The sequence below is a fragment of the Amycolatopsis sp. NPDC057786 genome, assembly GCF_042797905.1.
Taxonomy (GTDB): domain Bacteria; phylum Actinomycetota; class Actinomycetes; order Mycobacteriales; family Pseudonocardiaceae; genus Amycolatopsis.
Genome location: NZ_JBHVKW010000155.1, coordinates 1 through 13838, shown reverse-complemented (window position 1 = coordinate 13838; position 13838 = coordinate 1). Strand labels below are relative to the sequence as shown.

Genomic DNA, 13838 nt, shown 5'->3' with positions numbered 1-13838 from the left:
TCCACAAGAGACCGATCAAACACCGAAGACACCCCGGCCAACTCCCGAGCCATCCCCACCCACTGCGAACCCTGACCAGGAAACACGAACACCACACCCGAACCCGCACTCGCCATGGGTTCAAGGGAGGTCAACGCCTCCAGCAGCGTGTCCCGGCTTTCGCCGACCACCACGGCGCGATGGCCGAAACTCGCCCGCGACCGCACCAGCGACGCACCGATATCCACAAAGGACAGATCCGGCCGCGCGCGCACGAACTCCGCCAGCCGCCCGGCCTGCGCCCGCAGGGCATCGGCCGACTTCGCCGACAGCACCCACGGCACCACTCCGGCCTCCGGCGAGGGGTCCGGTCCGGCCACCGCTGGTGCCTGCTCCAGGATCACATGCGCGTTCGTTCCGCTGATCCCGAACGAAGACACCCCTGCCCGACGTGACCGCTCGACCTCCGGCCACGGCCGGGACTCGGTCAGCAGCTCCACCGCACCCGCCGACCAGTCGACCTGGTCCGTCGGCCCGTCGACGTGCAACGTCTCCGGGAGCGTCCCGTTCCGCAGCGCCATCACCATCTTGATCACGCCACCGACCCCGGCCGCCGCCATCGAATGCCCGATATTGGACTTCAACGACCCCAGCCACAAAGGACGGTCGCGCTCTCGGCCGTAGGTGGCCAGCAACGCCTGAGCCTCGATCGGATCACCCAGCCTGGTGCCGGTCCCGTGCGCTTCCACCGCGTCGACGTCCGCCGGGGCGAGGCTCGCGTCCGCGAGCGCGGCACGGATCACGCGTTCCTGCGACGGACCGTTCGGCGCGGTCAACCCGTTCGACGCGCCGTCCTGGTTCACCGCCGAACCGCGAACCACCGCCAAGACCCGATGACCATTCGCGAGCGCGTCCGAAAGCCGCTCCACGACCAGCACACCGACACCCTCGGCCCACCCCGTCCCGTCCGCGGCATTCGCGAACGCCTTGCACCGGCCGTCACGCGCCAGACCACGCTGGCGCGAGAACTCCACGAAGTCGTCCGCGTGCGCCATGATCGTGACGCCGCCCGCGAGTGCGAGGGTGCATTCCCCGCGTCGGAGCGACTGCACCGCGAGATGCAGGGCCACCAGCGACGAGGAGCAGGCCGTGTCGACACTGACGGCCGGCCCCTCCAGCCCGAACGTGTAGGCGACCCGGCCGGAGACGACGCTGCTGGTCCCGCCGTTGCCGAGGAAGGGCTCCAGATCGTCGGGCACGGCACGGAGCCGGGTCGTGTAGTCGTTGTCGATCACGCCCATGAACACCCCGGTCGCCGATCCGGCGAGCGACGAGGGGTCCAGGGAGGCCCGTTCCAAGGCCTCCCAGGAGGTTTCGAGGACGAGCCGCTGCTGCGGGTCCATCGCCACCGCTTCCCGAGGCGAGATACCGAAGAACGCCGGATCGAACTCGCCCGCGCCATCGAGGAAGCCGCCCTCACGGACGTAGGTGGTCCCCGCCCGGTCCGGATCCGGATCGAAGAGACCGTCGACATCCCAGCCACGATCCCTGGGGAACGGCGACATCGCGTCGACGCCGTCGGCCACCAGCCGCCAGAGGTCTTCGGGCGAGGTCACCCCGCCGGGATACCGGCAGGCCATCCCGACGATCGCGATCGGCTCGCTCGCGGCGGCGATGAGCCTCCGGTTCTGCAGCCTGAGCCGTTCGGTCTCCTTCAGTGACGTGCGCAGGGCGTCGACAAGGCGGTCGTCGGTCATCGTGTGCTCCACATCAGGATCGTCAGGCTGTTCACTGCTGTTCTTCGCCGCTCATCGCCAGCGCGATGAGGCTGTCCGCGTCGAGTTCGTCGAGCCCGCCCGGTTCAGCCGGTGCCGGGACGGCGAGCCCGGTCAACGCCAGCAAGGTGTCCAGCACCCCGGTTTCGGCGAACCGGGACAGCGGGATCTTCGCCAGGGCCGCCCGTAACCGGGCCTCGGCCGGATCCACGTCCGGCTCTTCCGGCGCCAGGACGGTGACGAGATGCCTCGCCAGTGCCTGGGGACTCGGATGGTTGAACACCACGGTGGCCGCCAGCCGGAGGCCGGTGAGCCCCTGCAGCCGGTTCCGCAGTTCCACCGCCGTGAGCGAGTCGAAACCGAGTTCCTTGAAGGCCGTGGCCTGGCCGATGTCACCGCCGTCGCCATGCCCGAGCACCTGCGCGGCCTGTCGCTGGATCTCCTCCACCACGAACCGTTCCCGCTCCGCCGCGGCGAGCCCGGTGAGCCGTTCGGCCCACGACCGTCCCGAGGTCACCGTGGCCGCGGCAGGCCGCCGGGCCGGGCCCGCCAGCGCCCGCAGTACCGGCGGGACGGTGCCGGACGAGCGCGTCTTGACCGGATCCAGGCCGAGCGCGGTGACCGACGGCCATGGCGAAGCGACCGCCTGGTCGAACAACCGCAGCCCCAGCTCGGTGGACAGCGGGACCTCGCCGGACCGGACCAGCCGTTCGACGTCCACATCGGACAGATGAGCGGTCATACCGGTGCGCTGCGCCCACAGTCCCCAGGCGATCGACGTCGCGGGCAACCCTTCCGCCCGCCGCGCCTCCATCAACGCGTCCACGAACGTGTTGGCCGCCGCGTAACCACCCTGACCCGCGGCACCCAACGTCGCCGCAGCGGACGAGAACGCGACGAACATCGCCAAATCCCTGCCGCGAGTCAGCTCGTGGAGATTCAGCAGCCCATCCACCTTCGGCCGCAACACCTCGGCCAACCGCTCCGGCGACAACGACTCGACCAACCCGTCGTCCAGCACTCCGGCCGCGTGCACGATCCCGGTCAGCTCCGGGATGGCGTCCAGCACCCCGGCCATCGACGCCCGGTCCGCGACGTCACACGCCACCACCGACACCGACACCCCACTGCCCCGCAGCTCCTCCACGAACTCGGGCTCGACACCCCGGCGACCGGTCAGCACCAGGCTCCGGACCCCATGCTCCGCCGCCAGATGCTGAGCCACGAGACCACCGAGCCCACCGGTACCGCCGGTCACCAGCACGGTCCCAGCCCGATCCAGCACGGAAGGAACCGTCAACACCAACTTGCCGACATGCCTCGCCCGGCTCATGAACCGGAACGCCTCCACGCCACGCCGCACATCCCACGCCAGCACGGGCGGCGGCGACAGCAGTCCGCCGCCGAGTTGATCGGTGATCTCCAGCAGCAGCTTCTGGATCCGCGCGGGACCGGCTTCGATCAGATCGAACGCCCGGTAACGCACACCGAGATGCTGCGCCGCGACCTCGTCCGCGTCGCGGATATCGGTCTTGCCCATCTCCAGGAAATGCCCGCCACGAGGCAAAAGCCGCAGCGACGCGTCCACGAACTCCCCGGTCAGCGAATTGAGGACGACGTCCATACCCTCTCCGCCGGTCACCGCCAGGAACTTGTCCGCGAACTCCAGATCCCGCGACGACGCGATGTGATCATCGGCCAGCCCCAGCGACCGCAACACCTCGTGTTTGCCAGGACTGGCCGTGGCGAACACCTCGACGCCCCGCCGTGCCGCCAGGCCGATCGCGGCCATCCCGACCCCACCCGCCCCGGCGTGCACCAGCACCCGCTGACCCGGCTGGACATCGGCGAGGTCGTCCCAGGCGTACGAGGCGGTGGAGAAGACCAGCGGCACCGCCGCGGCGGCCGGGAAATCCCAGTGTTCCGGCATCGGGACGAGGTGCTCCCGCGGTGCCACCGCCCTCGGTCCGAAGCCACCGCTCACCAGGCCCAGCACCCGGTCGCCGACGGCGAGATCCGCCACGCCGTCGCCGACCTCGACGACCACACCGGCCGCTTCGTAGCCGAGCACGTCCGCGGTCGCGGCCATTCCCAGCAGCGAGACGACGTCGCGGAAGTTCATTCCCGCCGCCCGGACGGCGATCCGCACGTGTTCCGGCGGGAGCGGCGCCTCGTCGACGGGGACCAGGCTCAGGTTCTCCAGTGTGCCGCGCACCGGGGCGTCGAGCCGCCAAGCAGCTCCGCCCGGTGGTTCGAGCGTGCCGGATCCGGTCCGCACGAGCCTGCGAGCCGACGCTCTACCCCTGCGCAGCAGGAGTTCCGGTTCCCCGAACGCGGTGAGAACGGGCAGGAGGGCTCGGCTCTCCTCCATGTCGTCGACGTCCACCAGAAGGAACTGGTCCGGGTTCTCCGCCTGTGCCGAACGCACCAGTCCCCAGAGTGGTGCGTGGACGATGTCGGTGACCGGCTCGCCAGAGCCCGCGTCGACCGCGCCGGAGGTCACGAACACGAGCCTCGACGCCGGGGAATGGTCCTCGGCGAGCCACCGCCGGATCAGCTCGAGCGCACGGGCCAGCGCCGAGGAAACGGCTTCGGCGTCCCTTGTGGACACCGGAGGGAAGGTGGCGAACACCAGATCCGGCTCCTCGCCCGCGACCGGCGAGGGAAGTTCGGCCCAGTCGATCCGGTACAGCGGGTCGGCGGCTTTACCCTGCACGGTGGAGGGATCCACCGGCCGGGAGACCAGCTCCTCCACCGACGCCACCGGAGCACCGGTCTCGTCGAAGAGATCGATCGCGACGGCGCCGTCCCCGGTTGGCACGATCCGCACCCGCAGGGCCGACGCGCCCACTCGGTGGATCTCGACGCCTCGCCAGGAGAACGGGAGCACGACCGCGCCGGTGTCCTCGGTGAGGACGCTCGCGTGCAGTGCCGCGTCGAACAACGCCGGATGCACGCCGAATCCCGCGGCGTCGGTGCCGTCGCGAAGCGCGACCTCCGCGTAGATCTCCGAACCGCGCCGCCACGCCGCCCGCAACCCTTGGAAAGCGGGGCCATAGCCGTAGCCACCTTCGGCGAGCCGCGGGTAGAAGTCCGTGACGTCCACCGGTTCGGCGTCGGCGGGTGGCCAGTTCGGTTCCGCCGCACGGGTGACCGCTCCGCCCCTGGCGAGGACTCCGACGGCGTGGCAGGTCCAAGCGTCGCCCTCGTCGCCTTGTGAGTAGGCCGCGACCGCGCGTGTCCCGTTCTCGTCCGCCGCTCGCACGACGACGCTGAGCGAGACACCACCGCGTTCCGGCACCACCAGCGGCGCGGTGAGGGTGAGGTCGTCGATCCGCGCGCATCCGGCTTCCTCGGCGGCGCGGGTGACCAGCTCGATCCAGGCCGTCCCGGGAAACAGCACCGTGTCCAGCATCGCGTGGTCGGCGAGCCACGGCCGGGTCCGCCGGGAGATCCGGCCGGTGAGCACGACCTCCCCGGATTCGGGCACGCTGAGGATCGCGCTGAGCAGAGGATGTCCGGCGTCGCCGAGTCCCGCCGACGCGACATCACCTGCCGCGTCGCGGCCTTCGAGCCAGAACCGCTTGCGCTGAAAGGCATACGTCGGAAGGTCCACAGTGGTCGCATCCGGCAGGACCGCGGCCCAGTCGAGCGGTACCCCGCGCGTGTGCAGCCGTCCGAGCGCCGTCATGAGCGCGGCGACCTCCGGCCGGTCCGCCTTGAGCGCCGGGACGAAGTCCGCCTGGTCCGCGCACGCCGGCCCGAGACCGGAGAGCACTGCGTCCGGGCCGAGTTCGAAGAACGTCGACACCCCGAGCCCGGAGAGTCGTTCGACGCCGCCGGCGAACCGGACGGTCTCCCGGACATGGCGCACCCAGTACTCCGGCGAGGTGATCTCCTCGGTGCCGAGAACCTGTCCGGTGACGTCGGAGACGATCGGGATCCGCGGTGCCGAGTAGGAGATGACCCTGGCCGCCCAGCGGAATTCGGCCAGCATCGGCTCCATACGAGCCGAGTGGAAGGCGTGGCTGACGGTGAGCCGCCGGGTGCGCCTGCCGCGCTCCCGCCAGATCCGTACCAGGTCGAGCACGGGTGCCTCGTCACCCGAGACGACCACCGACCGCGGGCCGTTGACGGCCGCGAGCGCGATCCCTTCGGTGAGGAACGGAAGGATCTCCGCTTCGGTCGCTTCGATCGCGGCCATCGCGCCGCCCTCGGGCAGCGCTTGCATCAGACGGCCGCGGTGGGCGACCAACAGGGCCGCGTCGGCCAGCGAGAAGACGCCGGCCACGTGCGCGGCCGCCAGTTCGCCGATCGAGTGGCCCAGTAGGAAGTCCGGCCGGACACCCAGTGCTTCGATCAGCCGGAACAGCGCCACCTCGAAGGCGAACAGGGCGGGCTGGGTGTACTCCGTGCGATCGAGCAGCGCGGCGTCGTCGCCGAAGACGAGGGCCCGCAGAGGCCGGTCGAGGAAGGCGTTCAGTGCGGCACAGGAGTCGTCGAAAGCCTGTTTGAACACCGGGAAACGCTGGTAGAGCTCGCGTCCCATCCCGAGCCGCTGGCTGCCCTGCCCGGTGAACATCACCGCGAGCCCGCCCTCGGCCGGGCCGCCGGTCACGACGCCGGGAGCCGAGCCCTGCTCCGCGAACTCGCGTAAGGCGGCGACCAGGGAGCCACGGTCGCCGGCCACGGCCACCGCGCGTTCGGCGAGCCACGCTCTCGTCGTCGCGAGCGAGTAGGCGATGTCGGCCGCCCGGGATTCCTTTCGCCCGTCGAGGAAGTCGGCCAGCTTCCGCGCCTGCGCGCGCAACCCGGCCGGGCCACTGCCGGAAAGGACATAGGGCAACGGACCGGCGACGTCCGCTTCGGACGGTTCGTCCACCTGGGTGGTGAGCCCCTCGATGATGACGTGCGCGTTGGTGCCGCTCACGCCGAACGACGAGACGGCCGCGCGCCGCGGCCGGTCCGTTTCCGGCCACGGGACGGCTTCGGTCAGCAGGCGGACCTCGCCCGCCGACCAGTCGACGTGCGGGGTGGGCTCGGTGACGTGCAGGGTTTTCGGCAGGAAGCCGTGTTCCAGCGCCAGTACCATCTTGATCACGCCGATCACCCCGGCCGCGGCCTGGGCGTGGCCGACGTTCGACTTGACCGAACCGAGCCAAAGTGGACGGTCGCGGTCACGGCCGTAGGTGGCCAGCAGTGCCCGCGCTTCGATCGGGTCACCGAGTTTCGTGCCCGTGCCGTGTGCCTCCACCGCGTCGACGTCGGCGGCGGTCATCCCCGCGTCGGCCATCGCGCTCCGGATGACGCGCCGCTGCGCGGAACCGCTGGGCGCGGTGAGCCCGTTCGACGCTCCGTCGGAGTTGACCGCCGAACCGCGCAGCACGGCCAAGACCCGGTGCCCGTTGGCGATCGCGTCCGAGAGCCGCTCGACGACCAGTACCCCGGCTCCTTCGGACCAGCCCGTTCCGTCGGCGTCCGCGGAGAACGCCCGGCAACGACCGTCCGCCGAAAGCCCGCGCTGCCGGGAGAAGGACAGGAACCCGCCAGGGCTGGACATCACGGCGGCCCCACCCGCCAGTGCGAGGTCGCATTCACCCCGGCGAAGGGATTGCGCGGCCAGGTGCAACGCCACCAGCGAGGACGAGCACGCGGTGTCCACGGTGATCGCCGGGCCCTCCAGCCCCAGGGTGTAGGCGATCCGGCCGGACGCGACACTCGCGGCGGTCCCGGTCAGCAGATGGCCTTCCAGCCCCGAGCCGACGTGCTGCAGGCCGGGACCGTACTCCTGGTTCTCGATTCCGGTGAACACCCCGACCGGGGTCCCGCGCAGGCCGTCCGGGCTGATCCCCGCCCGTTCGAGCCCTTCCCAGGCGACCTCGAGCAGCAATCGTTGCTGAGGATCGGTCGCCGTCGCCTCACGCGGCGAAATACCGAAGAACTCGGCGTCGAATTCCCCGGCGTCGTGGAGGAAGCCGCCGCGCCGGGTGTAGGTCCGGCCCGGCGTGGCGGGATCCGGGTCGTACAGCGCGTCGACGTCCCAGCCCCGGTTGTCCGGGAAGTCCGAGACGACCTCACCCTCGTCGGTCAGCAGCCGCCAGAACCGTTCGGGCGACGTGATCCCGCCGGGCAGACGACAGGCCATCCCGACGATGGCGATCGGCCCGGCCGGATCCGCGGCGGTGGTGGCACCGTCGTCCGCGTCCAGCGGCGTGCCGGAGAGCTGCGCGTACAGCTCGTCGGCGAGCGCCCGCGGGGTGCGGTGGTCGAACACCATCGTCACCGGCAACTCGAGACCGGTCGCCGCGGTCAGCCGCCGATGCAGGTCCACCGCGGCGATCGAGCCCAGCCCGAGGTCCGCGAAGGCGCTCGATGGGTCGACCGACTCCACGTCCAGCACTTCCGCGGTGTGCCCGCACACCAGGCGCGACAGGATGTGCCGCGCCTCGAATTCCGGTGCCCGGTTGAGTTCGTCACGCACTGGCGCCCCTTTCGTGCCATCGCATCCCGGGTCGCTCAGCCGGCGACCGGGGCCGTGAGCCTGCCGACGACACCTTTGGGGTCGAAGCCGGTCACGGTGAAGTTCCGTTTGGTGCGGTCCAACCGCCGGAAAAGCGCGTCCGGGCCGGTGAAGACGATTCGCTCCACTTCGAGACGGCGCAGCGTCGCGACCACCGACGGCCAGTCGATCGGCCGGTCGAAGGTGTCCAGCAGCATGGCGCGCATGGCTTCGGCCGAGTCGACGACGGCGCCGGTGGCGTCGGCGATCACCGGAAGCCGCGGTGTCTCGATCGGGTACCGGTCGAGCACTTCGCGGGCGGCCCGCTCCCGCAGTCCGGTGAACGAACGGGCGTGCACCGGCGGCCGGATCGTGGCGAGCGAATAGCCGCCCGCCGCGCGAACGCTCTCGGTGAATTCCGCCAGCATCGGCTCGCGCATGGACACCATGAAGAAGTCGTCGTCGAGGAAACCCGAATATTCGGCGAACTCACCGCGTCCTACCAGTCCGTCGAGCAGAGAGTCCACTGTGGATCGGTGGATCCGTACCACGGTGTGGGTGACGACGTCGGAGAAGTGCTCACGGAAGAACTCGGTCTCACAGCGGGCGAGTTCGGCGGTCATGCGCACGCCGTCGGCGAAACCCAGGGAACCCGTGAAGACCGAGGCCGCCCGCTGCCCGAAACTCGGCGCGGCACAGACCTCCGGCCGCAGGCCGTGTTCTTCCACGGCCCGGTCGGCCAGTGCCAGCGAGTTCACCAGAAAGGCCACCTGCGTGTACTCGGAATAGGCGTCGTTGCTGCCGTAGAAGGCTTCCAGTAGGTCGTAGCCGAGTGCCTCGTCCGCCTCGGCCAGCCGCCTGCGCACATAGGGGTCCAGGACCATGAACCGTCCGACGGACGCGAAGTCCGACGGACCCATCCCGGGGAAGACGATCGCGGTCATCAGTGGCCCGCCAGCTCGGCGAGCTTCTTCTTGTCGGTCTTTCCGTTACGGGTCACGGGAAAGCTTTCGAGCACATGTACACGGTTGGGCCGCTCGTACACCGGGAGCGCGGTGCTGAACCGGTCACGCCAGTACCGGGGCTCGCGACGCTGATCGTCGGCGACGAAGAAGATCAACTGTGCGCCACCGCGGTCATCGGGTGTGCTGATGATCTTGACCGGACAGCCCAGTTCCTCGGCCTTGCGCTCCACCGCTTCCGGATAGATCGTGTAGCCCATCCGGTTCACGGCCAGTTTCCGGCCGAGGACGATGACGTTGCCGTGCTCGTCGATCCGGCCGAGGTCACCGGTGCGGTACCAGCCTTCGGGAAAGGGAACCAGTGAGCCGTCTTCCGCGATGGTGCCGGTCATCGCGTCAGGGCTTTCCACTTCGATCTCGCCGACCTCGCCCGCGGTGTCGAGCGGCTCGCCGTCCTCGCCGACGATCCGCAGCGCGATCCCGGGGAGTGGTCGTCCACAGTGGACAGGGTTGTCCGGCGAGGCGAAGGCGACGTTGCCGAGTTCCGTGCTGCCGTAGCTGTCCAGCAGCGGCCTGCCGAACTCGGCGACGTAGCGGTCGGACAGGCTCTTTTCCAGCGAAGCCGCGCCGGCACAGGTCATCCTCGCCCGCTCGACGCACTGACGCAGCTCCGGCCGTCCGGCGGCGAGGCGCAGGATGCTGTGGTAGGTGGCCGGGGTCGCCTCGACCACCGTGGTCCCGCAGACCGCGCCGAACCGCAGGGCACGGTCGAGCCGCCGGTACGGTGCGACGACGAGCGAGCAGCGGAGGGCGAAAGCCGCCAGCACCATGGAAAACCCGTACTGGTGGGCGAACGGGAGCAGCGGGAGGATGACGTCGTCCTCGCGGTACCCCACATGGGCGAGGTGCCGTTCGACATTGCGGAGGAACCGGCCGCCGGATTTCACGACGCCCTTCGGTGTCCCGGTCGACCCCGACGTCCACAGCACGAGCCCGTCGGGTCGTTCGCCCCATGGCTCGAAGGAGACCGGCCTGTCCTCGACGACGACGCCCGCGGCGGCCGCGTGGATCTCGTCGAGGAAGACCGCTTCACCGCCATACGCCGCGTCATCGTCGACAAGGGACAGTTTCGCACCGGACAGACGACAGATCTCCTCGGTACGGGACAAGGAGTCACCCTGGTCCACGAGCACGATCGAAGCACCCACTTCGACCAGTCCCAGCAGGACGGTGACGTAGTGGGCGGAGTTGGCCGCCTTGAGCACGACCCGATCACCCGCGCCGATCCCGAATTCGCCGAGGACGGCGGCGACCTGCAGTCCCGTCCGCTCGGCCTCGGCCAGCGTCCGCACCGAGTCGGGCGCAAAGATCTTCGCGGTCATGGCTCCCTTTCGTCGGACAGGCGGGTTCGTTCGAACCGATGCTAAGTACGGAGCCGCCGCCCGTTCACCCCCTAACCGCCCCTACCACCCCACTCAACCCCACCGGATTTCCTGGTAATAGGGGCCTTCCCTCCTGCGCTAGGGGTTGAGGGCAGGCTCGCGGCGCCGGTACTCCTTGCCTGCAGGAGATTCCTGCCTTTCCGCGGACTGACGGGCTGCACCTTCTCCTCGCGGTACCCGCTGCGGTGGCTACGACCGGTAAGGACACCCTCGTGACCGAAGCGATTTCCGTTCCCGACACCAGTCCCGCCCGTACCGTCGTCGACCTGCTCCGGTACTGGGCGGAGGAGGACGGTGACCGGCTCGCCGTCGCCTTCGTCGACGACCCGGAGCTGCCCGAACCCGCCGTTTCGCTGTCCTATCGCGAACTCGACCGGGCGGCGCGCCGGACGGCCGTCCTGCTCGGTGCGCGGGTGCGTCCCGGCGAGCGAGTGCTCGTGGTGAGCCAGGACGGACCGGATTTCCTCACCGCCTTCCTCGGCTGCCTGTACGCCGGCGCCGTGGCGGTCCCCGCTCCCGCGCCGGGTGGCAATCGCTACCAGGCCGAGCGGCTGGCACGGATCGTTTCGGACGCCGAACCGTCGGCGATGCTGGGCACGACGCGGCTTCTGCCGGGAATGCGGGAACTGACGACGAGCCCTTGCCTGGTGACGGACGGGCCGGAGGAGGTGGACGCCGGTTCCTGGCGGCGGCCGCGGATCGCCGACGGCACCACCGCGATGATCCAGTACACCTCGGGGTCGACCCGTGACCCGGTGGGTGTGCTGCTCTCCCACGCCAACATCGTCGCGAACGCGGAAGCACTGCTCGCCGACCTGGGGCCCGGCTCCACCGGCCGGTTCGGCGGCTGGACCCCGCTCTACCACGACATGGGCCTCGCCATCGCGCTGCAACCGCTGCTGTTCGGCGGAACCAGCGTCCTGATGGCGCCGATGACCTTCTTGAAGCGGCCGTACACCTGGCTGCGGCTGATCGACCGCTATCGGCTGGAAATGTCCGCCGGGCCGGATTTCGCCTACCGGATGTGCACGGCGAAGATCACCGACGAGCAGATCGACGGCCTCGATCTGTCGAGCTGGCGCTGGGCACTCAACGGCGCGGAACCGGTCAATCCGGTCACCCTGCGCGCGTTCGCGGCCAGGTTCGGGCGCGCCGGGCTCGGCGAGGGCACGCTGACCCCGGTGTACGGCCTCGCGGAAGCGACCGTCTACGTCAGCGGCGCCGGCGGGAACCCGCCGGTGTTCCGCACCGTCGACGCGCGATCCCTGGAAGCGGGCAAGTTCGTGCTCACCGACGACCCGGCCGAGGGCTACGAACTGGCCTGCTGCGGCTGGCCGAAGGCGTTCGACCTCCGCATCGCCGACCACGCGACCGGTCTTCCGCTCGAAGCGGGCCGCGTCGGGGAGATCCAGCTTCGCGGCGCGAGCGTCGGAGCCGGCTACTGGCGCGCCGGGCCGAACCGGACCGAGGACGGCTACCTGCGCACCGGCGACCTCGGCGTCCGCCACGAAGGAGAGTTGTACGTCCTCGGCCGAACCGCCGACGCGCTCGACGACGGCGACCGTGTCCTGCTGCCGCAACGGCTCGAGACCGAGATCCGCGCCGAACTCGGCGCCCAGGTGGAGACCGGTGTCGCGGTCCAGGGCGACGGGACGGAGATCGTGATCCTCCAAGAGGTCCGCGGCCGCCCCGACCAGGCCGAACTGCGCGCGATCGTGACCGCCGTCCGGCGGCGGCTCTGGCTGGCCCTCACCGTGCAGCCGGCACAGGTCGTCCTGGTCCGGCGGGGCGCGATCCTGCGCACCACCAGCAACAAGATCCGCCGGGGCGCGACGCGCGAGCTCTATCGCGCGGGGCGGCTAGACCCGCTGTACAGCGACCGGCGGCCACTGCCCGCGCTGGCCCTCGTGTGACCTCGCGATAAGGGGTCGTTCGCGAGAAGTCCGGACACGGCAGGGGTTTTAGGGGGATGTCCCGGCGCCGGGCGCCTCCTAGCGTCAGGCGCATGAATCGTCTTTTTCGCGGTATGGCGGCGATCGTCGCCGGCACCGCCTTGTTCTCCGGAACACTCGCCGCCGGTCCGGCCATCGCCGCCCCGGCCAGGGAAGGCCTGCAAAAGGCGCTGGACAACGCCGTCGCCGCCGGTGCGCCCGGCGCGTACGCCGCGGTGGTCGACCAGGACGGCAGATGGTACGGCCAGAGCGGCGTCGGCGACGTCACGACGGGCGCCGCGCCGGACCCCCGCGGCCGTTTCCGGGCGGGAAGTATCACCAAGAGCCTGGTCGCCACCGTCGTCCTGCAACTGGCCGGTGAGGGCAAGGTCGGCCTCGACGACCGCGTCCAGGACCGCCTCCCCGGGCTGCTGCCGTACACCGAACCGATCACCGTCCGGCAGTTGCTGCAGCACACCAGCGGGATCCCGGCGACCGACCGGTGGAACAGCCTTCCGGAGATCGACACGACCCGCTGGCAGCACCGGACACCGGAGGAGACCATCCGGAAGGGGACCGAGGGCAAGCCGCTGGCCTTCCCGCCCGGCCAGGGCATGGTGTACTCCAACACCAACTACGCCGTGCTCGGGAAACTCGTCGAGAACCTCACGGGTGACGGGCTGAATTCCGTGCTGCAGCGACGGGTTCTCGACCGGGCGGGGATGCGGGACAGCTCCCTCCCGTACCGCTATCCCTTCGTCCACCACGCGGCCGCCCGTGGTTACGAACAGCTCTACGGTCCCGATGCGCCGCTGACCGACGTCACCGACTACGAGATGTCGCGGTTCTGGGGTTCCGGGAACCTGATCTCCACCACCGACGATCTGAACCGGTTCTACGGCGCCCTGTTCGCCGGCAAGCTCTTCCCCGCGGCGCAGCTGGCCGAGATGCGCAAGACCGTGCCCAGCAGCGTTCCCGGGCTGGACTCGGGCCTCGGCGTCATGCGGCTCCGGCTCCCGCAGGGATGCGCCGCACCGGAGGCATGGGGCTTCAACGGTTCGGTGCCGGGTTACAACACCTGGAGCATGCGGACTTCCGACGGCACCAGGCAGATCACGGTCGGTGTCACCACGAACCTGTCCTCCGACACCGCGCGTTCGGCCGTGTTCCGCGCGATGCTCGCCGAGTTCTGCGGCTGACCGGTCACCGACGTCGCGAAGCCACGTTCGGGACTCGCTCCCGAACGTGGC

6 protein-coding genes are annotated in these 13838 nt (G+C 70.2%); 2 read left to right on the top strand and 4 right to left on the bottom strand.

From position 1 onward, the window contains the following. From ACFVM3_RS40145 to ACFVM3_RS40130, 4 genes are all read right to left on the bottom strand, one after another. The coding region (locus ACFVM3_RS40145) for a type I polyketide synthase (RefSeq protein WP_378445019.1) at nt 1-1736 on the bottom strand (1736 nt) is incomplete at its 3' end. Between the two features lie 31 nt (nt 1737-1767). Beyond that, nucleotides 1768-8274: an SDR family NAD(P)-dependent oxidoreductase gene (locus ACFVM3_RS40140; protein ID WP_378445020.1), complete on the bottom strand. Its 6507-nt coding sequence runs from the start codon at nt 8272-8274 to the stop codon at nt 1768-1770. Beyond that, the gene (locus ACFVM3_RS40135; RefSeq protein ID WP_378445018.1) at nt 8271-9197 is read right to left on the bottom strand and encodes an ACP S-malonyltransferase; all 927 of its coding nucleotides are present in this window, start codon (nt 9195-9197) and stop codon (nt 8271-8273) included. The genes ACFVM3_RS40140 and ACFVM3_RS40135 overlap by 4 nt, the downstream gene beginning before the upstream one ends. Further along, on the bottom strand, nt 9197-10597 hold the full coding sequence (locus ACFVM3_RS40130; RefSeq protein ID WP_378445017.1) for a class I adenylate-forming enzyme family protein: 1401 nt from the start codon (nt 10595-10597) through the stop codon (nt 9197-9199). The genes ACFVM3_RS40135 and ACFVM3_RS40130 overlap by 1 nt, the downstream gene beginning before the upstream one ends. A 272-nt stretch (nt 10598-10869) precedes the next feature. Between ACFVM3_RS40130 and ACFVM3_RS40125 the strand changes: the two genes are divergently transcribed. Beyond that, on the top strand, nt 10870-12570 hold the full coding sequence (locus tag ACFVM3_RS40125) for a fatty acyl-AMP ligase (RefSeq protein WP_378445016.1): 1701 nt from the start codon (nt 10870-10872) through the stop codon (nt 12568-12570). A gap of 92 nt (nt 12571-12662) precedes the next feature. Beyond that, nucleotides 12663-13787 carry a serine hydrolase domain-containing protein gene (locus ACFVM3_RS40120; protein ID WP_378445015.1) on the top strand — a complete coding sequence of 375 codons (1125 nt, stop codon included), beginning with the start codon at nt 12663-12665 and terminating at the stop codon, nt 13785-13787. Nucleotides 13788-13838: the final 51 nt, after the last annotated feature.